The sequence below is a fragment of the Phytohabitans houttuyneae genome (assembly GCF_011764425.1).
Taxonomy (GTDB): Bacteria; Actinomycetota; Actinomycetes; order Mycobacteriales; family Micromonosporaceae; genus Phytohabitans; species Phytohabitans houttuyneae.
In genome coordinates, this window is the sequence record NZ_BLPF01000002.1 from 2476549 (window position 1) to 2503436 (window position 26888).

A 26888-nucleotide genomic window follows, 5' to 3' on the forward strand; every position below is an offset into this window, starting at 1 on the left:
CTCCGCGCGGTGGCGGCGTACCGGCGCGGTTTGCTGATGTCTGTCTATGAGCGGACACCACTCCCATCACTGCCACCACGACGACGGCCGCGCGGCCGGCGAGGTCCCGTACGGGCAGGTCCCACCCGGGCCGGCCGTCGCGCGGCGGGCGCTGCTCGCCGGTGCGGGCGGCGCGCTGATGCTGGCCGCGCTGCCCGGCCAGGCGCGCGCCGCGCAGAGCAGGATGCCCGACGGGGCCGCGCGGGCCTCCGCGGTCACGCAGGGCACCACGCTGGTACACGCCGACATGCACAACCACACCGTCATGTCCGACGGGGACGGGAGCGCGGACGCCGCGTTCGCCTCGATGCGCGAGGCCGGGCTCGACGTGGCCGCGCTGACCGACCACGCCACCCTCTTCGCGATCGACGGGCTCAGCTCGGGCGAGTGGCGCACCACCGGCGAGCTGGCGAACGCGGCCAACGACCCGGGCCGGTTCACGGCGATCCGCGGTTTCGAGTGGTCGCACCCGCTGCAGGGGCACATCAACGTGTGGAACACGTCCGACTTCGCCGACCTGCTGCGCGCGAGCAGCCCCGGCGGCCTCTACAGCTGGCTGACCGGACGGTCGGGTGGCCTGGCGAGCTTCAACCACCCGGGGCGCGAGGTGGGGCGGTTCAACAACTTCTCTTTCAATGCCTCCGCGCGGGCGCAGCTGGTCGGCCTGGAGATGTTCAACAGAACTGACGACTACCTCTTCGAGGGCTGGTCCTCGGGGCTCACCTCGCCGCTTGTCGCCTGCCTCAACGCGGGCTGGCGTCCCGGCCTGACCGGCGTCACCGACGAGCACGGCACCACGTGGGGCTTTCACGAGGGCAAGGGCCGCAGCGGCCTGTGGGTCACCGAGAACACCCGCGACGCGGTCTTCGCCGCGATGGCCGCGCGCCGGATGTTCGCGACGCGGGTGTCCGGGCTGCGGGTGGACGCGACGGCCAACGGGGTACGGATGGGTGGCGTGCTCAACACCGGCGCCGCGGACGTGCGCTTCCTCGTGGACGTGGACCGCGGCGCCGCGTGGGACGGCAAGCCGCTGCGGGTGCAGGTGCTGCGCCCCGGCACGTCGGCGCCGGCCGTGGTCGACGTCGTCGACACCGTCAACGGCACGGTCGCGGACTTCACCGTGCCGCTCGACGCCGCCGACGGCAACTGGGTCGTGCTGCGCGTCTCCGACCCCGCCGCCGCCAACGGCTCGCCCGGCCCCGCCGGCCACCCGTGCAACGACTTCGGCGTGGCGTACACGAGCCCGTGGTGGCTGCGGCCCTGACAATCAGCGGTCATGACGGGTGCTGTCGAGCGGATGTGGCACGAGTTCCGGGAGGCGACCGGCGCCGGGGGTGAGCTGGCCGGGTCGTTCGCCTTCGGGGACTCGCCGGCGATGGCGGACGAGCTCGCGCGGCTCGTCCGCCACGGCCCCAAGCGGGCGACCGCCGGGCTGGTGCTGGAGTTCGAGCAGGACGGCGAGCCGATCCCGCGGCCCGGCGACCACTGGGCGGTCCTGGGCGGGGACGGGCAGCCGGTCTGTCTCATCAGGACGGTCGAGGTGCGGATCGCGCCGCTGGACACGGTCGACGCCGCGTTCGCCTTCGACGAGGGTGAGGGCGACCGCAGCCTCGCGTACTGGCAGGCGGCGCACCGCCGCTACTTCACGCGGGTGTGCGAGCGGGCGGGCGTGCCGTTCCGGGAGGACCTGCCCACGGTGTTCGAACGGTTCGCGGTGGTGTGGCCGCGGCGGTGATAGCTTGCGACAGTGCACCGGAGCCGACTTTCGACGATCCTGATCGATGTGCCGACCGCCGAGGCCGATACGAGCGCCGACTTCTGGTCACAGGCGCTCGGCGTGCCCGCGCGGCCGGTGCCTGACGAGGAGCAGTTCACGTCGCTGCCCGGCGCGCTGCCCGGCCTCACCCTGGCCGTGCAGGCCGTCGACGACCGGGCCCGCTACCACGTGGACTTCGAGACCGACGACGTGGATGCCGAGACGGCGCGGCTCGTGGCGCTGGGCGCGGTCGAGGTCGACCGGTGGCTGGAGTGCCGCATCCTGCGCGCGCCCGGCGGCCACCTGCTGTGCGTGATCCCGCTGCACAGCGACCCGGAGACCTTCACGCGAAACGCGCGGGTGTGGCCATGACCTTCTCGATCGTCGCCCGTTCCGCCGACGGCCAGCTGCACGGCGTGGCCGTGGCCAGCAAGTTTCTCGCCGTCGGCGCCGTCGTGCCCGCCGCGGAGGCGCAGGTGGGCGCGCTGGCCACGCAGGCGCACGCCAACCTCGCGTACCGCCCGCAGGGTCTGGCCCTGCTCCGCACCGGCGTCGCGGCCTCCGATGTGGTCGCCGGCCTGGTCGCCGCGGACGCGGGGCGGGCGAGCAGGCAGCTCGGCGTGGTCGGGGCCGACGGCGACGGCGCCACCTACACGGGCGAGGACTGCCACGACTGGGCCGGCGGCGCGTGCGGGCCGGGATGGGCGGCGCAGGGCAACATCCTCGCCGGGCCAGAGGTGATCGACGCGATGCGGGACGCCTGGACGGGCGCCGGCGACGGGCCCTTCCCGGCCCGGCTCGTCTCCGCGCTGCGCGCCGGCGACGAGGCCGGCGGCGACCGCCGGGGACGGCAGAGCGCCGCGCTGCTGGTGGTCGCGAAGAGCGGCGGTTACGGCGGCGGCAGCGACGTGCTCGTCGACCTGCGCGTCGACGACCATCCCGACCCGGTCGCGGAGCTGGCGCGGCTGCTGGACATCCACACCCTGCTGTTCGGCCGCTCGGACCCGGAGGACCTGCTCGACCTGGTGGGCGAGCTCGCCGAGGAGGTGGCGACGCTGCTCACCTCCGCCGGCTACCTGCCCGGCGGTGGGAGCGTGGACACGGCGCTGGCGGCCTGGGCCGGGGTGGAAAACCTCGAGGAGCGGCTGGTGGCGGGCCGCATCGACCCGGTGGTGCTCGCCCACCTGCGCACCCAGCGCGGCCGCGGGACGGAGGGGCGCGATGGCCTCGGCTGAGGACGAGGTGCGGGACCTCTTCGGCCGCCAGGCCGAGGCGATGCGGGCCAAGGACATCGACCGGCTGATGGCGATGTACGCGCCGGACGTCGTGTACTTCGACGTCGTGCCTCCGCTGCGGTTTGCCGGGCCGGCCGCGCTCCGGGACAGGTTCACGCGGTGGTTCGACAGCTGGGAGAGCGCGCTCGCCATCGAGGTCCGCGACCTGCGGGTGGTGGTGCGGGGGACATCGCGTTCGCGCACTGGTTCAGCCGGGCCAGCGGGACCCTGCGGGGCGGCCGGCAGGCCGGCTCCTGGCTGCGGGTGACGAGCTGCTGCGAGCGGTCCGGCGGCGGCTGGCTGATCGGGCACGAGCACGTCTCGATCCCCGTCGACCTGGCAAGCGGAAGCGCGGCGACGGCTCTCGTGCCCGAATAGCGGGGCCGCGCAGCCGCCGGCCGGGCCGCGGTCACGCGGTGGAGCGGGGGCGGAGGACGGCGAAGGCGGCTATCGGCACCAGCAGCAGCGTCAGCGCGCCCGACAGGACCATGCCGCCCGCGGTGCCGGACAGCTCGATCAGCGGGCCGCCCACCAGCAGGCCGAGCGGTGCGGCCACCATCGAGCCGGTCGTCCACAGCGTCACCACCTGTTGCTGCTCGTCGGGGGCGAGGCCGGACTGCAGGAAGCTGTACGCGACCGGGGTGAACGGGGCCCACACCAGGCCGCCCAGCGCGAACACCACCATCGCCGCGGGGAGGGTCTCGACCGTCGCCAGCGCGACGGGGCACAAGGCCCACAGGGCGATGATGCCGATCAGCAGGTGGCGTTGCGGGAGGTGGCGCAGCTGGTTGACGAGCGCGGCGCCGGCGAAGGCGCCCAGGCCCAGCGCGCCCCACATCAGGCCGAGGCCGGTCGCGTCGGTGTCGAGCCTGTCGCGGACGAACAGGGGCAGGGCGATCTCGATCGGCATGTAGAGGAAGTTGAAGAAGAACTCGACGACCAGCAGGCGGGCGGCGACCGGCCGGCGGCGCAGGATCCGCCAGCCGGACTCGGGGCGCGGGCGGCGGGAAGCCCGGGAAGCGGCGGCGGATGAGGAAGCGGTAGCGGGTGAGGACGGGGTGGCGGGCGGCGAAGGGGAGCGGGACGTCGACGCCGCGACCGCGGTGAGCAGGATCAGCGCGCCCGCCGCGTCGGCGACCAGGGCCACGCCGGGGCTTGTCGTCGCCACGATCAGGCCGCCCACGACTGGGCCGACGATGTAGAGGGCGAAGGTGGTGTTGACGCCGAGCAGGCCGTTGACCGCGTACCGGCCGGTGCCGTCCACCATGGACGTCGCCAGCAGGCGCCGGCTGCTCGCCCCGGCCATCCGGAACGTGGCGCCGAAGAAGAGCCCGCCGATCAGGACGGGCAGCGTGAGGCGGCCGGTCAGGGCCAGGACGCCCAGCGTGGCGAACGTGAGCGAGCGCAGCACGCAGTCGGCGACGAGGAGCGTGCGCGGCGGGATGTTCACCCGGCCCAGTCCGATGGCCAGCGCCAGGACCGTGGACAGGACGAACGGCGCCGCCTCGACCATGCCCACGGCGACGGCCCGGGGGACGTCGCCGTGGATGGCGAGCGTCTGCACCGGCATGGCCACGAGGATCATGCCGGTGCCGGCGTTCGCCAGCAGGTCGCCCAGAAGGAGGCCAGCGACCCGGCGGTCGCGCAGGACCGCCCGGTACGACTGGTTGGCTTCGAGCGTCGTGGTGGTCATGACGGTGCTCAGCGGTCCTGCAGCAGGCCGAGGACGTTGCCGTCGGGGTCGGTGACGGTGGCCACCAGCCGGCCGCCGCCGACGTCGTGCGCGGCCTCCTTGACGGTGGCACCCGCGGCGGTGACCTCGGCCAGCGTGGCCTCGATGTCGGCCACGTGCCAGTACGCCACCGGCGCCGCCATGCCCTGCGGGCCGCCGCCCGGCACCAGGCCGATGTGCTGGCCCTCGACGTCGAAGCCGACGTAGTACGAGCCGTCGGTCTGCGGCGCGATGCCGAGCAGCGCGGAGTACACGGCCTTGGCCTGCGCGAGGTCGGACACGGGGTGCAGGACGGTCTTGATGCTCATCGTTCGCTCCTGGTGTTCGGGGGTCGTTGTCGACCGGTGTGCGAAAAGCATCGCCTCGGCAGGGGGTGCTCCGAATCCGTGGAGACCACGGAACCGACCACGGAACCGGGGCACGGACCAGGTACGCGACAATGGCGCGGTGGCGGTGACGGCGGAGATCTCGGCGCGTGAGGCGGAGGTGCTCGCGCTGCTCGGCGACCACCTCAGCAATGCCGAGATCGGGGCGAAACTCTACATCTCGGTACGCACCGTCGAAAGCCACGTCTCTTCGCTGCTGCGCAAGCTGGAGCTGCCGGACCGGCGGGCCCTCGCCCAGCGCGCCGCCGAGCTGGCCGGCGCCGACCGCTCCCAGCCGCCGCCGGTGCTGCCGGCGCCGCTGACGTCGTTCGTCGGCCGGGCCCGGGAGCGGGCCGAGCTGGCCGACCTGGTCAAGGTGGGGCGGCAGGTCACCGCGCTCGGACCGGGCGGGGTGGGCAAGACGCGGCTGGCGCTGGCCGTGGCGGCCGACGCCGCGGGCGGGTACCCCGACGGGGTCTGGTTTGTCGATCTTGTTCCGATCACCGACCCGGCCATGGTCGGCGCCGCGGTCGCCGGCGCGCTGGGCCTCGGCGAGCAGCCCGGCCGCGGGATGGACGAGTCGGTGGTCGCCGCGCTGGCCGACCGGCACGCGCTGCTGGTGCTGGACAACTGCGAGCAGGTGCGCGACGGGGTGGCGCCGTTTCTCGAGCGGCTGCTCGCCACCTGTCCCCGGCTGACCGTGCTGGCCACCAGCCGGGCGCGGCTGATGGTGCCGTTCGAGCGGGTGTACCCGGTACCGTCGCTGTCCCTGGACGGCGAGGGCGAGTCGGACGCGGTCGCCCTGTTCATGGACCGGGCGGCCGCCGTGGGCCGGCCCCCGGACCCGGCGCTGCACGACCACATCGCCGCGGTCTGCGGCCGGCTGGACGGGATGGCGCTGGCGATCGAGCTGGCCGCCGCCCGCCTGCCCACGCTCGGGCTGGACGGCCTCACCGCGGCCCTGTCCGACCCGCTGCGGATGCTGGCCGGCGGCTCGCGCGCGGACGACCGCCACCGCTCGGTGCGGGCCGCGCTCGACTGGAGCCACGCGCTGCTGGAGCCGGAGGATCGGGCGCTGCTGCGCCGGGTGTCCGTCTTCGTGGCGCCGTTCACGGCCGCGGCCGCGGCGGAGGTGGCCGGCGTCGACTTCTGGGTGGCCGCGGACGGCCTCGCCCGGCTCGCCGAGCAGAGCCTGCTGGTGGTCGCCGCGAGCGCGGGCGGCACCGAGTACCGGGCGCTGGAGACGATCCGCCAGTACGGGACGGAGCGGCTCGAGGAGGCCGGCGAGCTGGACGGCTCCAGGACCCGGCACCTGCGCTGGTGCCTGGCCCGGGCCGCCGAGCTGGCCGGCGGCGGCGCGGACTGGCGGGCCCGGTTCGACCCGGTGGCGGACGAGCTGCGCGCCGCCCTCGCGTGGGCGGCGGAGCGGCCGGAGCGGCGCGCCGAGGCGTACCACCTGGCCCGCGACCTGGCCGACCTGACCTTCACCCGCAACCTGGTCGGCGAGTCCCAGCAGCGCTACGAGCAGGCGGCCGCGCTCGCCGGCGACCCGGCCGAGGCGGCGCCGGCGCTGCGGCGGGCCGCGGCGGTCGCCGGCTGCCGGATGCGCGGCGACGACATGTACCGCCTCCACCTCGCGGCCGCGGACGCCGCCCGCCGGGCCGGCGACCGTGCCGGCACCGCCGCCGACCTGGCCACGGCCGCCACCAACGCGTACCGGTTCTCCGGCCGGTTCGTGCGGGTCCCGACGCGGCAGGAGGCGGTCACGCTCATCGACGAGGCGCGCGAGCTGGCCGGCGACGACCCGGTCGCCCTGGCCGCCGTGGCGCTGGCCGAGGCCGGCGTCCTGACCGACGCGTTCGGCGCCGTGCAGGGACCGGAGGAAAACGCGGTGCCGGAGACGACCGCCCGCGCCGAGAAGGCCGTCGCGCTGGCCGAGCGCGTGGGCGACCCCGTCGCCGCCTCGGCCGCGCTGGACGCGCTGCTGGGCGCGCGCTGCTGGGCCGGCGACACGTTCGCCGCCGCCGACACGGCGCGGCGCCGGATCGCCGTGCTCTCGTCCACACCGGACACGCCGGCCGGCACCCACGAGCTGATCGACGCGCTCGGCATCGCGTCGGAGGCGAGCCTCGGCGCGGGCGACCTGGCCGGCGCCCGCCGCTGGGCCCGCCAGCTGGCCGACCACCCCCTGCTGGCCGAGGTGGGCCACCGGGCGACGAGCTGGCTGCTGGTGGCCGGCGCGATGGCCGGTGACGCCGGGGAGGTGCTCGCGGTGAGCGACCGGTTCCTCGACGCGTGGCGGCGGGCCGGCAGCCCCGCGCGGTCGTACCTGGCTCCGGCGGTGACCGGCGTCGCGACGGTCCACGGCCTGCGCGGCGACGAGGACGCGCGGCGGGAGTGGCAGGCGGTGCTGGACCGGCTGGGCGCCGCGGAGGCGCACGCCCACGGCTACGGCGCGGTCTTCGACGCGATGTTGCTGCTCCACAATGGACAAGCGGCGGAGGCGGTGGAGCGCACCGCGCCCGAGCCCGCGCAGGTGTGGCGGTGGGTCACCTGGATCTGGCACCACTGGTACGTGGCGCTGCGGGCCGAAGCCGCCGTCCTCGCCGGGAGCCCCGGCGCCGGCGACCGCGCGACCGAAGCCGCGGCCGTCGTGGCCGGCAACCCGGTCGCCGCCGCGCTCGTCGAGCGGGCGCGGGCCCTGCTCGACGGCGACGAGGACCGGCTGCTCGCGACGGCGGACGCGTTCGCGGCGGCGGGCAGCCGTTACCAGGCGGCGCGCACGCTCGTGCTGGCCGGCGGCGACCACGCCACCCGCGGCGCGGCCGCCCTCACCGGCCTCGGCCTCACGTCATGACCTCCTCCGCCGCCGCGACCGGTGGCGCCGCGGCCGGCTCCGGCTCGGCGTAGCGCTCGCTGAGCCGGCGGTACGGGCGGCTGCGCAGCGCGGCCACCGTCGCCACGATGCCGATCGCGCCGACCAGCATGAAGACGAGGGCGAGGCCGCGGTCGGGGCCCCGGCCGAACCAGTCGCCGACCGCCCGGGCGCCGGCCCCGTCGGTCATGAACGGGATGAACACGAACTGCGCCACCGGCGAGATCAGGAACGCGGTCAGCGGCGACGCGGCCTGCTCGACGCTCTGCGCGAAGCCGAACACCCGGCCCTGCCGCTGGTACGGCACGACCTTCTGCAGGATGGTCTGCTCGGCGGCCTCCGCGTACGGCACGAACAGCATGTACACGTACATGCCGGCGGTCAGCAGCAGGATCGAGGAGCGGACCGGGAACAGCAGCGTGACCGTCCACAGGAGGAGGTTGACGGCCAGCAGCAGGCGGACCGGGTTGGCGCCGAGGCCGGTACGGGACACGAGCAGGCCGCCCACGATGAAGCCGGTGCTCAGCACACCCCAGAGCAGGCCCCACGCCTGCACCGAGACGAGCGACAGCCCGTACGCGTCCATCAGCGCCATGAACACCCCGCCGAGGAGGTTGTTGAACGCGGAGAACACGATCAGCGCCATCAGCCCCGGCACGCCGCGGATCACCCGTACGGTGCCGCGCAGGTCCACGGAGGACCGGGTGGTCCCGGCCGCGGGAGCCGGCTCGCGCACCGGCACCAGCGAGAGGTGGCCGACCGCGACGGTGAGCACCGCCAGCGCGAGCACCAGCACCCAGAACATGTCGCCGACCGCCACCAGCACGCCACTGATGACCGACGTCACCAGGAAGGTGACGCCGGTGGTGGTGCCGACCAGGCCGTTCGCGCGGCCCCGGCTCTCCTCCTCGACCAGCAGGGTGACCATCGTGGGCAGCGCGATGGTGCGGATGTTGCCGGCGATCACGCCGAACATCAGCAGCAGGACCAGCGTCCACAGCGCGACGCTCGACGGGTCGGTGAAGTGCTCCTTCGGGGTGAGCTGGTACACCGCGAACGCCACCGCGTAGAGCACCAGCGACGCCACGGTGGACACCTGCATCATCGTCTTCTTGCGGTGGTGGTCGACCAGGCTGCCGAACCAGATGCCGGTCGACGCGGTGAGCGCGAGGAAGATGCCGGAGATGACGCCGGTGGCGAACACCGAGCGGGTCTGCAGGTACACGTAGAAGGTGATCGCGAACCAGACGGTGAAGTTGATCACCGAGACCAGCAGCGTGCTGACCAGCAGCTGGAAGAACGTGCGGCGGTCCCCGTTGATGTTGCCCATGAACATGGACCCTATGACCTCAAGCTTCCTTCAGGTCCAGCGATTATGGCGGCGGCCACCCCGGGAGGTGGCCGCCGCCGGACCGGTTACCGCCGGATCTCGTACACGATGTTGAACGGCGTCTGCGCCGCGCGCCGGAACTGGGTGAACCCGGCCTGCTCGGCGAGCGCCCGGATCGGCGCCTCGCCCGCCTGCGCCCCCAGCGCGTGCCCGCCCGGCTGGGACAGCGCGTTGGGCAGGCACAGGAACGTCGATCCGCTGTAGAAGCCACGGCCCAGCGGCGTGAAGTTCTCCTCCACGGTGTCCGAGGCGTACGGCTCGACGAGCAGCCACGTGCCGTCCGGCGCGAGGGCCTCGAACACCCGGCGTGCGGCCGCGAGGGGGTCGCCCATGTCGTGCAGGCAGTCGAACATCGTCACCAGGTCGTAACCGGTACCGCTGAAGCCCTGGGCGGTCGCCACCTCGAACGTCACCCGGTCGCCGACGCCGGCCTCCGCGGCCTGCTTGCGGGCCTGCTCGATCGACGCGGCGTGGTAGTCCGAGCCGGTGACGGTGGCCCGCGGGTACGCCTTGGCCAGCAGCACCGCCGAGGCGCCGAAGCCGCAGCCGATGTCGGCCACCCGGCCGCCGGCGGCGAGCTTCTCCTCGACGCCGTCGAGGGCCGGGATCCAGTTGGGCACCAGGTTGGCGACGTAGCCCGGCCGGTAGAACGCGTCGCAGCCGGTGAACACGTCCTCGTGGTGCTCGTGCCAGCCGACGCCCGCTCCGGTGCGGAACGCCTCGGTGATCTTCGGCTCGGCGCGGAGCATGCCGAGCGCGAGCAGGAAGGCGGCCGGCACGTTCGGCCCGTCCGGGTCGGCCAGCAGGAACGCCTGCTCGGCGGTGAGCGAGAACTCACCCGTCGCCGGCTCGTACGTGACGTACCCGCCGGCGGCCTGGCCCCGCAGCCACTCCGTCAGGTACCGCGGATGGCACCCCGTCCGGTCGGCGAACGACTCCGGCGTCGCCGGGCCCTCGGCGAGCGCGCGGTACAGGCCCAGCCGGTGCCCGACGACGGTCAGGCCGGCCGCTTCGGTGGCGGCCAGGTCGGCCGCGAACCTCTCCAAAAGCTCCACTGTCTTCTCCCTCTCTGCGTGGTGGTCGCTTCCACGTTCGGCCGGCCCGCTGACACGCCGCTTTCACGCGCTCGCAAGTCGCTGGCGCGGGGCGGCCCGGTGGCGAGATCCTGTGCGCATGGCGACGGTGCTGGTGGAGGTGCTCGGGCCGCTGCGGCTCACCGTCGACGGGGTGGCGGTCGACGTGCGCGGGGCGAAGCGGCGGGCCGTGCTCGCCCTCCTGGCCCTCGCCGAGGGGCGCACGGTGCCGGTCGACCAGCTCGTGGACGCGCTGTGGCCGGGGGAGGTGCCGGAGTCGGGGCGCCAGGCGCTGCACAGCCACGTCTTCCGGCTGCGCGGGCACCTCGGACCGGCCTCCGGCCGGCTGCGGACGCTGCAGGACGGGTACCGGCTCGACCTCGGCGGCGACGGCCTCGACGTGGCGCGGGCCCGCGCGCTGCTGGCCGCCGGGCGGGCGGCCGACCCGGAACGCGCTTTCCAGCTGCTCACCGAGGCCGACGCGCTCTGGCGGGGGCCCATGCTCGCCGACCTCGCCGACGTCGGGCCGATCGCCGCGGCTGTCGCCGGGCACGCCCAGCTGCGCCGCGACGTCGCCGACGCGCTCGTGACCAGCGGCATCGCCGCCGGACGGGTGGATGAGGTGGTGGCCCGCGCGGCCGCGGCCGTCGCCGAGGACCCGCTGCGCGAACCCGCCGTCCTGGCGCACATGCGCGCGCTCGCCGCGACCGGCCAGGCGGCGCAGGCGCTGCGCGCCGGGCGGGAGTACCGCGCCCGCCTCGCCGACGAGGCCGGCCTCGACCCGTCGCCGGCCCTCGACGACCTGGTCCGGGAGATCGCCGCCGGCTCGGCACCCGCTCAGCCGACCCGGCCCGCCACCCGGCTCTTCGGCCGCGACCCCGAGATCGCGGCGCTGCGGCGGCTGCTGGCGGGGGAGCGGCTTGTCACGCTCGTCGGGCCGGGCGGCGTCGGCAAGACCCGGGTCGCCCTCGAAGTGGCGGCGCGCGGCGGGACGGCGACCGTGCTGCGGCTCGCGCCGGTGACCGACCCGGCCGCCCTCCCGCACGCGCTGGCCGCCGCGCTCGGCCTCAAGGTCGTCCAGCGCGACGTGCTCGCCTCCTGCGTCGCGGTCCTCGCCGACACACCGGGCCTGCTGGTCGTCGACAACTGCGAGCACCTGCTGGACGCCGCCCGCGACCTGACCGCCGCGGTCCTGGCCGCCTGCCCCGAGGTCACCGTGCTGGCGACGAGCCGCGAGCCCCTCGGCCTCGCCGCGGAGTGCGTCTCCCGCCTGCCGCCGCTGCCGCTGCCGGGCGCCGGCGAAGACCTGCCCCGGGTGGCGTCGGTCGCGGTCTTCCTGGACCGGGCCGGCCGCGTCCGCCAGGGCGTCGCATCCGCGCCGGACGACCTGCGGCTGGTCGCGGACATCGTGCGGCGGCTCGACGGGATACCGCTGGCGATCGAGCTCGCGGCCGGCCGGCTCTCCACGTTCTCCCTGGCCGACCTGCACGGGCGCCTCGACCGTTCGCTCGACCTGCTCGGCGGCCGGCCCAGCGGCGAGGCGCGGCACGGCACGCTGCGGGAGACCGTCGAGTGGTCGTACCGGCTGCTCACCGACGACGAGCGGCGCCTCTTCCGGCACCTGTCGATCTTCGCGGACGGTGTCGACCTCGCCACCGCCGAGCAGCTCGCCGCGGACCTCGGCCTCGGCACCGACCCGGGCAGCGCCCTCGCCCGCCTGGTCGACGCCTCGATGGTCGAGGCACACTTCGGCGCCGGCACGCGGTACCGGATGCTGGAGACCCTGCGCGCCTTCGGCCTGGACCGGCTCGCGGCCGCCGGGGAGGCCGAGGCCGCCGCCGCGCACCTGGTCCGCTGGGCGGTCGCGCTCACCGGGTGGATCGAGACGACCATGTCCACGGAACGGGAACCGGACGCCGACGCGGTCCTGCGCCGTGAGCTGCCCAACCTGCGGGCGGCGTGGCGGCTGGCGAGGTCCGGCGGGCGGCTCGACGAGGCGGCCGCGATCGTGACCGCGCTCTACCACGCCATCGCGTACCGCGACCTCGTCGAGATCCGGGACTGGGCCGAGGAGCTGGCCGACGACCCCGCGCTCGACGGGCACCCGCGGGCGGCGGCGGTGTTCGGCACGGCGGCCGAGGCGGCGTACCACCGCGGCGACTACGCGCGCGCCGACCGGCTCGCCCGCGCCGGGTTCGCCCGCGACGGCGGGTCGTGGCACTGCCGGACCGTGCTGTCGATCGCCGCGCTGGCCCGCAACGACTGGGACGACGTGGTCTCCCACTCCCTCGCCGCGGCCGCGCTGACCGACCGCCCGTACGAGAACCTGGGGATCGCCGCGCTGGGCAGGGCGTACGCGGGCGACACCGAGGCCGCGTGGGAGCTGAACGAGCGGGGCCTGGCCGGCGCGCCCTCGCCGTCGATGCGCGGCTGGGCGACGTACGTGGCCGGCGAGATCGACAACTGCGCCGGCCGGCACGAGGAGGCCGAGCGGCGGTACCGCCGGGCGATCGACCTGGCCCGCACGTCCGGCGCCACCTTCCTCGCCGGGGTCGCGACCGTCGGGCTGCTCGCCGTCCGGGCCAGGATGGGCCGGGTCCAGGACGCGCTGCGCGGGTACCGCGAGGTGGTCGACTACTTCGCGCGCACCGGCAACTGGACGCACCAGTGGGTCAACCTGCGCAACCTCGCCGACCTGCTGCGCCGGCTGGGCGACGGCGACGCGGCCGCGCGGATCGACGCCGCCGCGAACGCCGCACCCGACGCCCCCGCCGTGGACGGTGCCCGCCCGGCCGGCCCGGCGGCGCCCGTGCTCGGCCGCGCCGCCGTGCTCGACCTGGCCCGCGAGGCGATCGACCGCAACCTCAGCGCGCCGCCGGCTCCACGAACGCCTCGCCGCTGACCCACTCCGTGTACGTCTTGATGCCGACCGCCTCGACGATCCCGCCGGTCTGCGTCCGCTGCGCCAGCAGGGCGCGCACCTTGCGCTCGGCGAGCGCCCCGTCCAGCGTGAGGTCGACCGCCAGCGCCGCCTCCGGGACGGTGACCGGATAGCCGGGCAGGTACACGGAGAACCGCTCGTGCAGCGCGCTCCACCGCCGCTCCCACGCCTCGGGCACGGCGCTGTACAGCAGCCGGGCGCCCGGCGGCGCCGCCTTCGCGAACGCGGCGGTGGCCCACGCGGACACCGCCCGGTGGTCCGGGTGCCCGGTGATCCCGTCCGGCCCGAACGTCAGCACCGTGTCCGGCCGCACCTGGTCCAGCAGCTCGCACAGCCGCTCCACGGCGGGGGCCGGGTCGGCCGCCGCGCACCCGCCGTCGCGGTGGCCCAGCCAGTGGTGCTCGCGCACGCCGAGGATCTCCAGGCAGCTGGCCAGCTCGGTGGCGCGCGTCGCGGCCAGCCGGTCCGGCGGCCAGAGCGCGGGGTCGGGCGTGCCGAGCTCGCCCCGGGTCGCGGTCACGCAGGCCACGCGGGCGCCGGCGTCGGTGGCGAGCGCCATCAGGCCGCCGGACAGGTACGCCTCGTCGTCGGGATGCGCCCAGATCCCGAGTACGGTGCCGAGCTCGTGCTTCTCCATGTCGGTCCTCCCACTTCCTGGAGGCCATCGTGGCCGGGCGTTCTGTCACGGCGCTTGCACGGCGCTGCCGCTACAGTCATGATCGCGCCCATCCGGGCGGGGAGTGACCTGAATGGGGAGGCGGCATGCGCGCTGCGCGGGTGACCCGGCTGGACGGGCCGGCGGCGATCGAGGTCGGCGACGTGCCCGAGCCCACCGGCGAGGGCCTGGTCGTGGTGGACGTGGTCGCGGCCGGCGTCACGTTCCCCGATACGCTGCTCACGCGCGGCCAGTACCAGATCAAGCCGCCGCCCCCGTTCATCCTCGGCTGCGAGGTGGCCGGCGTGGTCCGCGCGGCGCCGGCCGGGTCGGGGCTGGCCGAGGGGGACCGGGTGGCCGCGTTCCCCGGCTTCGGCGGCTTCGCCGAGACCGTCGCCGCCGAGCCGAACGTGGTCTTCCCGCTGCCCGGCACCGTGTCGTTCGAGGCCGGCGCCGCGCTGCCGATGAACTACCTCACCGTCCACTTCGGACTCGTCCGCCGCGGCGGCCTGCACCCCGGCGAGACGGTCCTCGTGCACGGCGCGGCCGGCGGCATCGGCACCGCCGCGATCCAGCTCGCCAAGGCGTACGGCGCCACGGTCATCGCCGTGGTCTCCACCGAAGAGAAGGCCGCCGTCGCCCGGGCCGCCGGCGCCGACGACGCGGTGCTGGCCGACGGCTTCCTGCCGGCCGTCAAGGAACGCACCGGCGGCCGCGGCGTCGACATCGTCGTGGACCCGGTGGGCGGCGACCGCTTCACCGACTCGCTGCGCAGCCTCGCCCCGAGGGCCGCCTGCTGGTGATCGGCTTCACCGGCGGCGAGATCCCGACCGTCAAGGTCAACCGCCTGCTGCTCAACAACATCTCGGTGGTCGGCGTGGGCTGGGGCGCCTTCTGGCACGGCCGGTCCGAGTTCCTGCGCGAGCAGTGGAACGACCTGCTGCCGCTGCTCTCGGCCGGCCGCCTGGACCCGCCGCTGGGCCGCGAGTACCCGCTGGAGGACGCCGCCGCCGCGGTGGCCGAGCTCGACGAGCGCCGCGCCACCGGCAAGATCCTCGTCAAGCCGCGCCCCTAGCTGACCGCGGGTCTCGACCTGGGCCCGCGCGTCCCGATGCGGCGACCCCGCGCCTGAAAGGGGCGCACGGATCGGGCGGATGGCAGGATGCGCCGGTGGACAGTGTGCTGCCGGCCGCCGAGGCGCTCGGCCGGGCCCGCCGGGTCGTGGTCTTCACCGGTGCCGGGATCTCGGCCGAGAGCGGCGTGCCGACCTTCCGCGACGACCTGACCGGCCTGTGGGCGCGGTTCGACGCCGAGCGGCTCGCCACCCCCGAGGCGTTCCACGCCGACCCCGACCTCGTCTGGGGCTGGTACGAGTGGCGCCGCGCCCGGGCCGCCCGCGCCCGCCCCAATCCCGGACACCTGGCCGTGGCGGCCATCGAGGCCCGGGTGAGCGGCACCGTCGTGGTCACGCAGAACGTCGACGACCTGCACGAGCGGGCCGGCTCTCGCGCCCCGGTGCACCTGCACGGCAGCCTGTTCGCGCCGCGCTGCGTGTCGGCGGCGGCCCATCCCGCGGCGTCCGGTGAGCCGGACGCGGAGCCGGGGGAGGGGCGTCGCGTGCCGCCGCCGCGGTGCGTCCACTGTGGAGCACTCGTCCGGCCGGGCGTGGTGTGGTTCGGCGAGGCGCTGCCGGAGGCCGCCCTGGCCGAAGCCGTCGAGGCGGCCGCCGGCTGCGACGTGTTCCTGAGCGTCGGCACCTCCGGCGTGGTCTACCCGGCGGCCGAGATCCCGCGCGTCGCGGCCCGCGCCGGCGCCTTCGTCGTCCAGGTCAACCCCGCGCCGACGCCGCTGGACCCGGTCTGCGACGTCAACCTGCGCGGCACCGCGGCCCAGGTGCTGCCCCAGCTCGTCGCCGCCGCGTGGGACCCGCCCGGCGGGTGACCGGTCAGGCCGGCTCACCCCGCCCGGGTGACACCCGCCCGTACCGTGGTCCGCGCCGGGTGGCGGTAGCTCAGCCTCCCGTGGAGCTGATCCTCTAGCCTGGCGCCGTGGAGACGCTCGCCTGCGGGCACGTCGCGTACGCCGGCGAGAGCCGCGTGTGCGCGCACATGGTCAACCCCGCCGGGTCGGGCATCGGGGGATACGTCCGGCTGCTGACCGGGCGCGGCCTCGACGCCGACCTCTGCTGCGGCGTCTGCGACGAACGCCGGCAGGACGGTGTGGCGGTCGCGCTGGTCGAGGTGTGCGAAGGGTGCGTCGACAAGTACGCCGACGACGAGTACGGCTACCTCGCCGGCTGGCGGGGTGAGCCGGGCATCGCCGAGCGGCCCGAGGACGTCGACGGCACGGTCACCGCGACGCCGCTGCCGGACGACGTCGGCGTGGTGGTCGACATCGCCGCCCTGGCCACCGCCGACGGCCGGTCCGCGTGGCTCGTGCTCGACGAGGGTGGCCACCTGGTGCGCTTCGACGCCGACACCGGCGCCTGCGAGCGGCTCGCCGCCACCTCCGTGCCGGACGAGCCGGACCGCGAGCCGTGGGCGGGAAACGCGCCGCGGCGGCGGCTCCTCGTCGCGCCCGGCGGGCGGTTCGCCGCGGTGGTCACCGACTTCGGGCGGCACGGCCAGGTCTTCGACCTCGACCGGGGCGTGGCCACCCTCGCCCTCGACGGCGGCGACTACCGGCCCGAGACGGTCCCGCTCTCCTTCGCCTTCGCCCGGCACGGCGGCGGCGTCGTCGCGGTGCACCGCACGGCGTGGAACCGGCTCGACGTCAGCGACCCCGCCACCGGCCGGCCGCTCACCCCGCGCCAGTCACCCAGCTACGAGCGCGGCGAGGCCGCCCCCGAGCACTACCTGGACTACTTCCACGGCGCCCTGCACGCCTCGCCGAGCGGGCGGTGGCTCGCCGACGACGGCTGGGTGTGGGCGCCGGTCGGCATACCCACCGTCTGGGACCTGCACCGCTGGCTGGACACCAACCCGTGGGAGTCCGAGGACGGGCCCACCCGCCGTGCGCTGTGCCACCGCGACTACCACTGGAACGTGCCGATGTGCTGGATCGGCGACAACCTGCTCGCGGTCAGCGGCATCGGCCAGGACGACATCGCGATCCTGCCCGGTGTGCGGCTCTTCGACGTCGGCAGCGGCGTGGAGCTGCACCACTTCGCCGGACCCCGCGGCGCGCTGTTCGGCGTGGGGCGGCGGCTGTACGCGGCGGCGCCGGGCGGGCTGGAGATCTGGGACCCGTTCACCGGCGAGCGCACCGGCCGGATCCCCGGCTTCGTGCCGGCGCACCACCATCCCACCGCCGGTGAGCTGGCACAGGTCGAGGACCGCACGTTGCGGCGCTGGCGGATCGGCGCGCCGTCCGCGGCCTGAGCCCCGGCTCCCGCCGCCCGTGCTCCCGGGGCGGGCCGGCCGCCTCGTACGGCAGGTTTCCAGCGGGCACGCGGGCGGGTAACGGACGGTGGTGGCAGGCCATTTCGAACCGTATGTGCAGCTCGTGGACGTCACCGACGACGCGGCGCTGATCGCCTGGGGCGGGTTCCAGCTCGGCGAGCACGGCGGCGGGTGGCGGGCGGAGCGGGCCGGTGAGACGTTCGGTGCCCGGTCGCAGCCGCGCGGCCGGGCCGTGGTGGAGGTGCTCGACGGCGACGGTGCCGTCGCCGGCCGGGCCGTCACCGGCGACGACAACCACGCCTGGGTGGAAGGGCTGCGGCCGGCGACGACGTACCGGTACCGGGTGCTCGTCGACGGCGAGCCGTGGGGCGCCGGCAAGCGCTTCGACTGGACGCCGAGCGGCCTGGGCGCCGCGTGGCGGCCGCTGGACCTGCGGCTGCGCACCCACGCCAGCGCCGCGGAGCCCGACCCGGTGACGTTCCTGGCCCTCGGCGACTTCGGTGTCGGCATCGGCTCCGGCGCCGACGGGGCGCGGCAGCTCGCGGTCGCCCGCACGATGCAGCGGCTGGCGGACGCGGTCGACATCCGGTTCGTCGTCGGTCTCGGCGACTCGATCTACCACGGGCTCGGCGGCCGGCAGGACGCGACCGGCGCGTTCGACGAGGACTGGTGGCTGACGTTCTTCCAGCCGTACCGGTACCTGTTCGACCACCTCGCCTTCTACCCGACGGCCGGCAACCACGACAGCGCGGACAACGAGGCCAGCGACGACCGCGAGCAGCTGGAGGACAACCTGTACCTGCGGATCCGCTTCGGCCCGCGGGTGGAGGCCGGGCGGGCCACGATCGACCCGGGCCTGTTCTACCGGCTGCGGGTCGGCGCGCTGCTGGAGCTTGTCTGCGTCGACACCACGTGGGGTGCCGGGCGGGGCATGCACTGGTTCGACGAGCCGGGGCAGCGCGGCTGGCTGGAGCGGACCCTCGGCGACAGCGACGCGGTGTGGCGGGTGCCGTTCTCGCACCATCCCGCCTACTGCGCCGGCCCGCACCACGATTGCATGCCGGAGCAGGTGGACCGCCTGGTGCCGCTGTACCGGCGGCACGGCGTGCGGCTGCTGCTGCACGGCCACGAGCACAACTTCCAGCACGGCCGCGTCGATGACCTCGACTACGTCGTGTCCGGCGCCGGCGGCAAGCTGGACGAGCGCATGCCCGGCCGCTTCGCCGAGGCCGGCACGCTGTCGTGGGCCGGCGTGCCGCACTGCCTGCTGGTACAGGTGACGCCGGACCGGCTGGTCATCACCCCGTACGGCCCGACACCGCCGGGCGCCGACCCGGTCCCGATCGCGCGGCGCCGCCCGGACGGGACGGTGACCGACGAGCCGATCACGGTCCGGCTCACCTCCGCCTAGCGCAGGCGGCGGATGGCCGGTACGGCGAGGGCGAGCAGGACCGCGCCCACCGCCGCCCAGGTGCCGAACGCGAACGCGACCGACCGGTCCCCGGACAGGATGCCGAGGCCGGGCCGGGCCACCGCGATGCCGACGCCGGCGAGGGAGGCGACGACCCCGAAGATGGTCGCCCGCACCGGCCGCGGGGTGACCTCGTTGGTGTAGACCTCCAGCACGGTCGTGCCGATCGCGTACCCGAAGCCCATCAGCGGCAGGAACAGGAACGGGCCGAGCCAGGTCGCCTGGCTGGTCGCCACCAACGCGCCGAAGGTGAGCAGGAAGGCCGCCGCCAGGGCGAGCCGCCGCCGGTGCGCGTCGACGTAGCCGGCGGCCAGGCCACCCACCAGAGAGGCGGCGGCGAACACCGCGTACATCCAGCCGGTCGCCTGCGCCGACATGGAAAGGTCCAGGACCAGCGGCTGGAACAGGATCCGCGCGCTCCAGCCGAACAGCAGCAGCAGCGCGCCCAGCCACACCGCGCGCCGCACCCGGGTGTCGGCGGCCGCGCCCCGGATGTCGGCCACCACCGAGGAGAGCGTGGAGACCACCCGCGAGCCGCGGATCTCCGGCAGCGTGAAAGCGAGCAGGAAGGCGACCGCCGCCAGCGCGGAGGTGACCGCGAACGGCAGCCGCGGGTCGACCTCGTACAGGTACCCGGCGGCCAGCAGCGAGACGAGCACCGAGGCGCTGCCGACGGCGCGTACCAGCCCGAACGCCCGGGCCGGCGTCACCTCCGGCGCCTGCTGGGCGCACAGCTCGTACAGGTACGTGCTGGCCGCGCCCGACGACAGCGCCCACAGCACGGCCCACAGGACCCACACCCCGAAGAGCGCGCCCACGGAACCGATCTGTGTGATCGCGGCGAACGTGAGGACCGAGCCGCCGGCGAGGGTGAGGTACGCCCGGCGCCGCCCGATCCGGTCGGCGAGCACACCGACGGGAAGCTCGCACGCCGCCGACGCGATCCGGAACACCCCGTCGGCGAGCACCGCCGTGGTCAGCGAGAACCCCTTGTCCAGCAGGAAGATCAGCCAGATCGGAAACCAGAACTGCACCTCGAGCAGGAACTGGGCGACCGCGAACGTGCGGATGGTGCGGCTGCGGAGTGCTGCCCTCATGCGCTGCCGTCGCGCCTCACGCGCTCTTGTCGCGGCGGAAGAACAGGTACAGCACCACCATCAGCACCGACGTGACGCCCGAGCCGATGAGGATGGCGTCCGCCGGCTGCGCGGCCACCCACTCCACAATGGAGGAACGGCCGAGGTCGTACACGGACGAGTCCGGGTCGTTGGCGATCGAGCGGCCGAACTCGGTCAGCGCCAGCGCCGTACCGAGGATCGACGTCACACCGATGCCGAGCAGGATCAGGTCGGTGAACATCGCCGACCGCGCGGTACGCCGGGCGGCGAGCTCGGCCAGCCGGCGGTCACAGGTCTCGATCTTGAAGCGCACCGGCTCTTCCAGCAGCGTCTCGTAGTCCCAGAAGGCGAGGATGGCGTCCATCTCCGTGCGGACGCTCCGCTTGAGGTACTTGGCCAGGTCGCGCCGCTCCATGATGATCAGCTCGGCGCGCTGGCTGAGCCCCATCAGGTGGCCCCGGAGCTGCTCCAGCTCCCACCGCGAGTCCGCCGCCGCCGAGTCCGCGAGGATCTTCGACAGCCGGGTGTCGATCCGGTCGAGCACGCCGTAGTACACCTGCGCGTACCGCAGCGCGTCCCACTGGTCCCGGAACGGATCGCCGCGCCGCATGCCGCCGCCCGCGCCGGCGGTGTCCATGAACAGGTAGTTGAGCCAGCGGACGCAGTGCTCGCCGTCGCCGTCCAGCAGCCGGTCCGCCGGCGCCCGGTCGTCGGCGGGGATCACCACGTCCTTGAGCCAGTGCCGCACCACGCCGTCGGCGCCCGGCTCCGACGGCACCACGACCAGGCTGCGGGTGACCCACAGCGCCTCGCCGAACTCGGCGGTCACCGGGTCTTCCGGCGGCGTGGGCGGCGCGATGATCCGGCCGTCCCGGTCGGCCCGGCGCAGCTCCTCCAGCACCGGGTCGAGGTAGCGGCGCACGGTCTCGCGGGCCGCGCGCTCGCCCAGCTCGACGGCGCGCGCCTGCAGGTCGTCGAGGCGGGCGGCCAGGTCCGGGCCGGGCGCGGTGAACGACGGCGCCACGTCCACCAGCAGCTCCAGCAGCATCAGGCCGTGGTCGTAGAGCCGGAAGCTGATCTCGGTGACGCCGAGCCGGACCGGGTCGCCGGTGGCGTCGAACTCGTCCGGCAGGTGCGCCGGGCGCAGCGCGCCGGTCAGCACGTGCAGCGTCCGCTCGACGGCGTGGTCGCTGATCGTCCGGTACAGGTTGAGGGAGCTGGTGGGCCGGGTGTGCTCCAGCGTGACCGCGGGTGGCGGCCCGGCCAGGTCGGGGGACAGCCGCGCCATCAGCGCGTCCAGCTCGGGCTGCCGCCCGGCCCAGAACGTCGCGTAGCCCACCGGGTCGCGCAGCGTCGCGCCGGGCACCGCGTAGTAGTCCACCACCACGGGCGCGAGGATCCGCAGCTGCGTCACGATCCGGCCGCCTCGAGCGCGACGGAGCGGGCGTCCACGTACAGCACCCGGCCCTGTGCCGGCCCGTTGACGACCTTCACCTTCACGAGGGCGCGCCCGGGTCGCCCGCCGCCGGTGAACTCCTCCGGCCACGCCAGCACCCGCGCCCGGGTGCCGCGCGGCGCGAGCAGCACGGGCCTGCCGGCCTCGTCCAGCAGCTCCACCAGTCCGGAGGCGCCGGTCGGGGTGAGCGCCACCTCCTGGGCGGCGGCCGGTTCGAGGTCGGCGACCATCCGGGTGTACTCGTCGCTCTGGCGCATCCTTGCCAGCTCCCGGTTGAACCGCCCCATCACGGTCGCGGCCGCGGCGGTGTCGGCCATCATGAAGTACAGGGCCTCGACCGAGTGCACCAGCGGGTTGTCCCCGCGCAGGTGGTCGAAGTCGGCGGCGTCGCCGGCGAAGTCCGCGTCGGCCAGCACCGCGCGGCCGGACAGCAGCCCTTCGGCGAGCAGGTCGACCTCGCCCGCGGCCAGCGCCCGGAAACCGTCCAGTGTGGACTCGAACTCGACGAGGTCGCCGACCGCGGACTCCAGCTCGTCCCAGTAGTCGTACCCGGCGACCCCGCCGACCCGCAGCGCGCCCAGGTCCGCCGCCGAGGAGACCCGCGGCTGGCCGGTGCGGCGGTTGTAGAACAGCACGTACTCGAAGTCGACGAGCGGGTCGGACAGCAGCAGCTCCGCGCGCCGGGACTCGCTTCCCACCAGCGGAAACACGCCCAGAGACGCGCCGGAGGTGACCTGGTCCTCGGCCAGCGACCACGAGGTGTACGTGACCTCGGGGGCGTAGCCGGCCCGCCGCAGCGTCTCGACGACAAGCTCGGTGACCGGCCCGCCCTCGGGCAGGTCGGGGCCGACGAACGGGGCCCACGACCCGCTCGAGACCGGCACCGGACGGGACGGGGAGACCGGGGACGCGCGCAGCCCGAACGCCACGACGAGCGCCGACACCGCCACGACGGCGGAGAGGACGAGCACCGGACCCCAGGTCCGCAGCGGTCTGAGCCAGGCCGACAAGCGACGGGGGAACAGCGCCATGATCGATCACTGTAGCCGGCCGCCTCAACCACGTTCTCCGATGTCCCGGGTCACCGGCCGGAGGCTGTTCCGGAAATTCTCGGCAAACTTTGAGGAACGTCAATGCCTTGTTTTCGGCCCCACGGGTCGTACTATCCATTTACTTCGGTAAATGTCTGGGCGCTGGGCCGCGCACCGCGCCGTTCACCACCGCTGGCCCCTCGCGGCCACGACAGGACAAGGATGGACAATGCGACGCACCTGGAAACCGGCCATGGCGGTCGTCACCGCGGCGATGGCGGCGACCGCCTCGATGGGCACGGTCCTCGCCGCCGAGACGGACGACGTCCGCCCGCTCGCCGCGGGTGACGCGGCCGCCGCCGCCGTCGCGGCGAACGCCGCCGACCACGACGACCCGGCCGACCACTCGTGGAACACCGCCGACGTGGTGCCGATCACGCTGTCCGGCTCGACCGCCTCCAGCACCAGCCCGGACGTGTCGATCAGCGGCGGCAGTGTGACCGTCACCGGCGCGGGCACGTACCAGCTGACCGGCTCGCTCACCAACGGCCAGGTGGTCGTCAACACCACCGAGTCCGGGATCGTCCGGCTGATCCTGAACGGCGCCACCATCGCCAACTCGACAAGTTCGGCGATCAACGTGGTGGACGCGGACGAGGTGATGGTCTTCCTGAACGCCGGCACCACCAACCGCCTCACCGACGCCACCACCTACGTCTACCCCGACCCGAGCGTCGACGAGCCGAACGCGGCGCTGTTCAGCGCGGCCGACCTCACCGTCGCCGGCACCGGCTCGCTGACCGTGACCGGCAACGCGTACGACGGCATCGCCAGCAAGGACGGCCTTGTCATCGCGTCCGGCACGGTCACGGTGACGGCCGTCGACGAGGGCGTACGGGGCAAGGACTACCTGGTCGTCAACGGCGGTTCCACGCGCGGGGCGGCCGGGTGACGGTGGGCACCGATCCGGGCTCGATCTACTCGCTGTGGGGCTTCAACGTCACGCAGGAGCTGGAGCTGCTGCGCGAGGCGGGACTGCACCCCTGGAGATCGTGCGGGCCGCGACGCTGGCCGGCGCCGAGCTGCTCGGCATCGCCGGCGAGGTGGGCAGCGTCGAGGCGGGCAAGCTGGCCGACCTCGCGGTGGTGCGGGAGGACCCCCTCGCCAACCTCAAGACGCTCAACGGCCTCGGGCACCTGCGGGCGGACGCGGAGGGCGTGCGGCGGGTCGGCGGCGTGGCCTACACGGTCAAGGGCGGGATCGTGTACGACGCTCCGGCGCTGCTCGCGCGGGCCAAGGAACGCGCGGCCCGCTCCGCCGGCTAGGCGGTGGCCACTGACGTTTCCGCGTCCTGGTTACCGCATTGGAGACCTTCGCGGTCAGGGTTGAGCTTCTGGTAAATGTCCAACCCAAGACGAGATGTGAGCTGCCGCGATGTCCGCCGTGGTCCGGACCGTCGCGCGCAACGATCCGGCAAGCCGGCCCGGATCTGACGGCTACCACCCACCCGACGCCGAACGATCAGACACGGGTGTGCCCCGGACGGCAAGGACGGCGCGGGCGAGGACGGCGCGCCTCAGGAGACGGTGACGACGGCCTCGATCTCGGTGGCGATGTTCAGGGGCAGCGCGGCGACGCCGATCGCGGAGCGGGCGTGCCGGCTGGACGGGCCGTAGAGCGCGTGGATCAGGTCGCTGGCGCCGTCGGCGACCAGGTGCGGCCGGGTGAAGTCGGGTGTGGCGTTGACCAGCACGAGCAGCTTGAGAAAGCCGGTCACCCGGCCCAGGTCGCCCAGCTCCGCCTTGAGTGAGGCGAGCAGGTTGAGCGCGGTCAGCTGGGCCGACAGCCTGCCGGTCTCGATGTCCACATCGGAGCCGAGCTTGCCGGTGTACACCGCCTTGCCGTCGCGCATCGGCCCGTGGCCGGCGACGTAGGCGATGTCGCCGTGCACGCGCACCGAGACGTACGCGGCGGCGGGCGGAAACGGTGCCGGCAGCTCCAGCCCCAGCTCCGCGAGCCGCTCCTCGGGAGTGCTCATCTCACGCCTCCTCGAACGCGGGCAGCACCTCGGCGGCGAACAGACGCATCTGCTCGCGCATCTCGTCCGTCGAGTTGGCCACCACGATCATGCCGGCCAGCTGCGTGGCGCCGGCCTCCTTGAGCCGCCGCACGCGGCCGATCACCTCGTCGACGGTGCCGATGAGGTTCTGCGAGGCGTAGCTGGAGAGCTCGATGCCCTTGAGCGTGGAGCGGCGCAGGCTCACCAGGTGCTCGTACGCCTGCGAGCCGGTGAACCGTTCCATCGCCCGCTCGGCGTCGCGGTCGACGCAGAGCACGAGCTGCGGTGCGACCTCGAGGGCGGCGCCGTCGCGGCCGGCCTCGGCGGCCAGGCCGCGCAGCCGCTGCACGCCGGTGGCGAGGCGGTCGGCCGGCATCCCGGCGGGCATCCAGCCGGCGCACCACCGCGCGGCCCGCCGGATGGTGCCGTCCGCGTTGCCGCACGAGAACATCGGGAACGGGTCCTGCTTCGGCTTCGGGTACAGCTCGACGTCGGTGAAGCGGTAGTGCCTGCCCTCGTAGCCGGCGACCCGCTGGGTGAACAGCGCGGTCAGCGCCTCGATCCCCTCGGCGACCAGCTCGCCGCGGGGCGCGCCGGCCAGCTCCGGGTGCACCGACTCGAACTCGGCCCGGTACGCCCCCACGCCGATGCCCAGGGTCAGCCGGCCGTCGCTGAGCTGGTCGAGCGTGGCCGCCTGCTTGGCCAGCAGCACCGGCTCGCGCATCGGCATCACGACGACGCCGGTCATCATCCGGATGCGGCTGGTACGGGCGGCCAGGTACCCGAGCGTGATCAGCGGCTCGTAGAAGCGGGGCGGGTCGGGAAACTGGGCCCGCACGTACGGCATCGTGCTGAAGTGGTCGTTGACGAGCACCGAGTCGAAGCCGAGCTCCTCCGCCTCGACGCCGAGCGCGACCACCTCGTGCTGGTCGGCGAACCGGATGGGATACGCCATCCCTTCCACGCAGGTGGGGATGCTGATGCCGAACTTCATCCGGGCTCCTTCAATACACCGGGCGAGTTCGAACCCCGCGAACTCGAGACATAGCGGACCTCAGAGTACGGTCAGGTCGCGGCTGAGCGTCGTGATGATCGACGAACCCGAGTCGGTGACCACCACCGTGTCCTCGATGAACGACCCGCCCACCCCGAGCCGGTAGTACGGCGTCTCGACCTCGAACACCATGCCGGGCTCCAGCACGGTCTGCGCGTTCGGCGTGAGGACCGGCAGGTCGTAGTACTCGATGCCGATGCCGTGGCCGACGTGCTGCCGCCGGTAGCTGGGGATGCCGGCGTCGCGGACCGCCTGCACGGCCGCCTCGAAGACGTCCTTGGCGACCACGCCGGGGCGCATCATGTCGATGGCCGTCTGCTGCCCGGCCTTCGAGGCGTCGAAGAGGAAGCGCAGCTCGTCCGAGGGCTCGCCGAACGAGACGAGGCGGCCGATGTCGGAGCGGTAGCCGCGGTACTTGATGCCGACGTCGAAGAACGCGAAGTCGTTGGCGCCGAGCTTGATGTCCGGCGAGGCCGGCACCTGGCCGAGCGCGAGGCCCTTGCCGAACCGCACGAGGCAGAAGCCGGTGCGCCCGCCCTCGGCGGTCACCGCGCGCTCGAACGCGTTCTGCACGTCCTTCTCGCTGACCCCCTCGCTGAACGCGGCGAACGCGGCGCGCAGCCCGTTCTCGGTGATTCGCAAGGCTTCTGTGATCCGCTCGATCTCGTCGGGCATCTTGACCGCGCGGATATTGCGGAACAGCCCGGAAGCCGGCCGGAACTGGGCCTTCGGAAACCTCTCGGCGAGCGCGGCGAGCAGGTCGCGCTTGGGGCCGCGCTCGTCGACGGCGACGACGCCCTCGGCGAGCCCGAGGCGGGTGATGGCCTCGGCGAGCGCGTCGACCGAGGCGCGGCCGACCTCGTGCGCCTCGGTGATGACCCGTACCCGCTGCTCGTCGGCGTCGAGCGGCACGCCGTCCACGATGTCCCGGAAGAACGTGCCGAACGTGACCACGTCCTTCAGCGTCGGGTACCCGCCGAGCGTCAGGTCGGCGGCGCCGATCGAGCAGACCACGATGCCGCCGTCGGGCACGTCGGCGGTGGCCACCGTGTAGAACTCGCTGTCGAGGGGGAAGAGCTCCTGCCCGTCGTCCCACACGCCGGAGAGGTAGAAGTTGTTCTCGAGCGTGGCCGAGACGATGCCATCCACACCTTCCGCCCGCATGAGGGCGGTGGCGCGAGCGACGTTGACGGACATG

At 74.4% G+C, this 26888-nt stretch carries 25 protein-coding genes; 14 read left to right on the forward strand and 11 right to left on the reverse strand.

The features are described from left to right. Positions 1–46: 46 nt before the first annotated feature. The 5 genes from Phou_RS34260 to Phou_RS34280 are packed head-to-tail and all read left to right on the forward strand — an operon-like array spanning position 47 to position 3337. Positions 47–1303, forward strand: a complete 1257-nt coding sequence (locus Phou_RS34260) for a CehA/McbA family metallohydrolase (RefSeq protein WP_173064039.1) — start codon at positions 47–49, stop codon at positions 1301–1303. 12 nt (positions 1304–1315) lie between these two features. Continuing rightward, a complete protein-coding gene (locus Phou_RS34265) occupies positions 1316–1774 on the forward strand; it encodes an ASCH domain-containing protein (RefSeq protein ID WP_173064042.1) in 459 nt (152 codons plus the stop codon). Positions 1775–1786: 12 nt separating this feature from the next. Beyond that, positions 1787–2167, forward strand: a complete 381-nt coding sequence (locus tag Phou_RS34270) for a VOC family protein (RefSeq protein WP_173064045.1) — start codon at positions 1787–1789, stop codon at positions 2165–2167. Next, entirely contained in the window at positions 2164–3030 is an 867-nt protein-coding gene (locus Phou_RS34275) for a DUF1028 domain-containing protein (protein WP_173064048.1), read from the forward strand. The genes Phou_RS34270 and Phou_RS34275 overlap by 4 nt, the downstream gene beginning before the upstream one ends. Further along, entirely contained in the window at positions 3017–3337 is a 321-nt protein-coding gene (locus Phou_RS34280; RefSeq protein ID WP_218579333.1) for a YybH family protein, read from the forward strand. Before Phou_RS34275 ends, Phou_RS34280 begins: the two co-directional genes overlap by 14 nt. 141 nt (positions 3338–3478) lie before the next feature. On the opposite strand, the gene Phou_RS34285 is transcribed toward Phou_RS34280, so the two are convergent. Then, positions 3479–4762 (reverse strand): MFS transporter, encoded by a 1284-nt coding sequence (locus Phou_RS34285; RefSeq protein WP_173064051.1) that lies wholly within the window; start codon positions 4760–4762, stop codon positions 3479–3481. Between the two features lie 8 nt (positions 4763–4770). Further along, positions 4771–5109 (reverse strand): VOC family protein, encoded by a 339-nt coding sequence (locus Phou_RS34290; protein ID WP_173064054.1) that lies wholly within the window; start codon positions 5107–5109, stop codon positions 4771–4773. Positions 5110–5248: 139 nt separating this feature from the next. Between Phou_RS34290 and Phou_RS34295 the strand changes: the two genes are divergently transcribed. Then, positions 5249–8023: an ATP-binding protein gene (locus Phou_RS34295; RefSeq protein WP_246274041.1), complete on the forward strand. Its 2775-nt coding sequence runs from the start codon at positions 5249–5251 to the stop codon at positions 8021–8023. On the opposite strand, the gene Phou_RS34300 is transcribed toward Phou_RS34295, so the two are convergent. Together Phou_RS34300 and Phou_RS34305 are read right to left on the reverse strand one after the other, a co-directional pair. Beyond that, entirely contained in the window at positions 8013–9371 is a 1359-nt protein-coding gene (locus tag Phou_RS34300) for an MFS transporter (protein ID WP_173064060.1), read from the reverse strand. The two genes, Phou_RS34295 and Phou_RS34300, sit on opposite strands and share 11 nt — an antisense overlap. Before the next feature lie 86 nt (positions 9372–9457). Then, positions 9458–10486: a class I SAM-dependent methyltransferase gene (locus tag Phou_RS34305; protein ID WP_173064063.1), complete on the reverse strand. Its 1029-nt coding sequence runs from the start codon at positions 10484–10486 to the stop codon at positions 9458–9460. A 118-nt stretch (positions 10487–10604) separates the two neighbouring features. On the opposite strand from Phou_RS34305, the gene Phou_RS34310 reads away from it, so the two are divergent. Then, entirely contained in the window at positions 10605–13406 is a 2802-nt protein-coding gene (locus tag Phou_RS34310) for an AfsR/SARP family transcriptional regulator (protein ID WP_173064066.1), read from the forward strand. Here the strand turns inward: Phou_RS34310 and Phou_RS34315 are convergent. After that, positions 13369–14082 (reverse strand): PIG-L deacetylase family protein, encoded by a 714-nt coding sequence (locus Phou_RS34315; RefSeq protein WP_173064069.1) that lies wholly within the window; start codon positions 14080–14082, stop codon positions 13369–13371. The two genes, Phou_RS34310 and Phou_RS34315, sit on opposite strands and share 38 nt — an antisense overlap. A 125-nt stretch (positions 14083–14207) precedes the next feature. Here Phou_RS34315 and Phou_RS34320 point away from each other — a divergent pair, with 125 nt between their 5' ends. The 5 genes from Phou_RS34320 to Phou_RS34335 all read left to right on the forward strand — a co-directional run bounded on the left by Phou_RS34320 (position 14208) and on the right by Phou_RS34335 (position 18912). After that, positions 14208–14903 carry a zinc-binding dehydrogenase gene (locus tag Phou_RS34320; protein ID WP_218579334.1) on the forward strand — a complete coding sequence of 232 codons (696 nt, stop codon included), beginning with the start codon at positions 14208–14210 and terminating at the stop codon, positions 14901–14903. Then, a complete protein-coding gene (locus Phou_RS51495) occupies positions 14900–15175 on the forward strand; it encodes a zinc-binding dehydrogenase (protein WP_218579335.1) in 276 nt (91 codons plus the stop codon). Before Phou_RS34320 ends, Phou_RS51495 begins: the two co-directional genes overlap by 4 nt. Positions 15176–15270: 95 nt before the next feature. Further along, on the forward strand, positions 15271–16041 hold the full coding sequence (locus Phou_RS34325; RefSeq protein ID WP_173064072.1) for an SIR2 family NAD-dependent protein deacylase: 771 nt from the start codon (positions 15271–15273) through the stop codon (positions 16039–16041). 107 nt (positions 16042–16148) lie between these two features. Next, positions 16149–17480: a WD40 repeat domain-containing protein gene (locus Phou_RS34330; RefSeq protein WP_173064075.1), complete on the forward strand. Its 1332-nt coding sequence runs from the start codon at positions 16149–16151 to the stop codon at positions 17478–17480. Between the two features lie 124 nt (positions 17481–17604). Beyond that, positions 17605–18912: a metallophosphoesterase gene (locus Phou_RS34335; protein ID WP_173064078.1), complete on the forward strand. Its 1308-nt coding sequence runs from the start codon at positions 17605–17607 to the stop codon at positions 18910–18912. On the opposite strand, the gene Phou_RS34340 is transcribed toward Phou_RS34335, so the two are convergent. From Phou_RS34340 to Phou_RS34350, 3 genes are read right to left on the reverse strand one after another with little or no spacing between them, the layout of a single operon-like run. After that, positions 18909–20069 carry an MFS transporter gene (locus Phou_RS34340; protein WP_173064080.1) on the reverse strand — a complete coding sequence of 387 codons (1161 nt, stop codon included), beginning with the start codon at positions 20067–20069 and terminating at the stop codon, positions 18909–18911. The genes Phou_RS34335 and Phou_RS34340 overlap by 4 nt on opposite strands. Positions 20070–20085: 16 nt before the next feature. Further along, complete coding sequence (locus Phou_RS34345; RefSeq protein WP_173064083.1) at positions 20086–21504, reverse strand: ABC transporter permease; 1419 nt, start codon at positions 21502–21504, stop codon at positions 20086–20088. Further along, entirely contained in the window at positions 21501–22577 is a 1077-nt protein-coding gene (locus tag Phou_RS34350; RefSeq protein WP_173064086.1) for a substrate-binding periplasmic protein, read from the reverse strand. Before Phou_RS34350 ends, Phou_RS34345 begins: the two co-directional genes overlap by 4 nt. A gap of 229 nt (positions 22578–22806) precedes the next feature. Between Phou_RS34350 and Phou_RS34355 the strand changes: the two genes are divergently transcribed. Both Phou_RS34355 and Phou_RS34360 read left to right on the forward strand, forming a co-directional pair. After that, positions 22807–23529: a carbohydrate-binding domain-containing protein gene (locus Phou_RS34355; RefSeq protein WP_173064089.1), complete on the forward strand. Its 723-nt coding sequence runs from the start codon at positions 22807–22809 to the stop codon at positions 23527–23529. Between the two features lie 34 nt (positions 23530–23563). After that, the gene (locus Phou_RS34360) at positions 23564–23902 is read left to right on the forward strand and encodes an amidohydrolase family protein (RefSeq protein WP_218579336.1); all 339 of its coding nucleotides are present in this window, start codon (positions 23564–23566) and stop codon (positions 23900–23902) included. A 251-nt stretch (positions 23903–24153) separates the two neighbouring features. Here Phou_RS34360 and Phou_RS34365 read toward each other — a convergent pair whose 3' ends face one another. From Phou_RS34365 to Phou_RS34375, 3 genes are read right to left on the reverse strand one after another with little or no spacing between them, the layout of a single operon-like run. Beyond that, positions 24154–24615 carry a RidA family protein gene (locus Phou_RS34365; RefSeq protein ID WP_173064092.1) on the reverse strand — a complete coding sequence of 154 codons (462 nt, stop codon included), beginning with the start codon at positions 24613–24615 and terminating at the stop codon, positions 24154–24156. Position 24616: 1 nt separating this feature from the next. After that, positions 24617–25630 (reverse strand): LLM class F420-dependent oxidoreductase, encoded by a 1014-nt coding sequence (locus Phou_RS34370; protein ID WP_173064095.1) that lies wholly within the window; start codon positions 25628–25630, stop codon positions 24617–24619. Between the two features lie 60 nt (positions 25631–25690). Then, on the reverse strand, positions 25691–26887 hold the full coding sequence (locus tag Phou_RS34375; RefSeq protein ID WP_173064098.1) for a M24 family metallopeptidase: 1197 nt from the start codon (positions 26885–26887) through the stop codon (positions 25691–25693). Between the last annotated feature and the right edge of the window lies 1 nt (position 26888).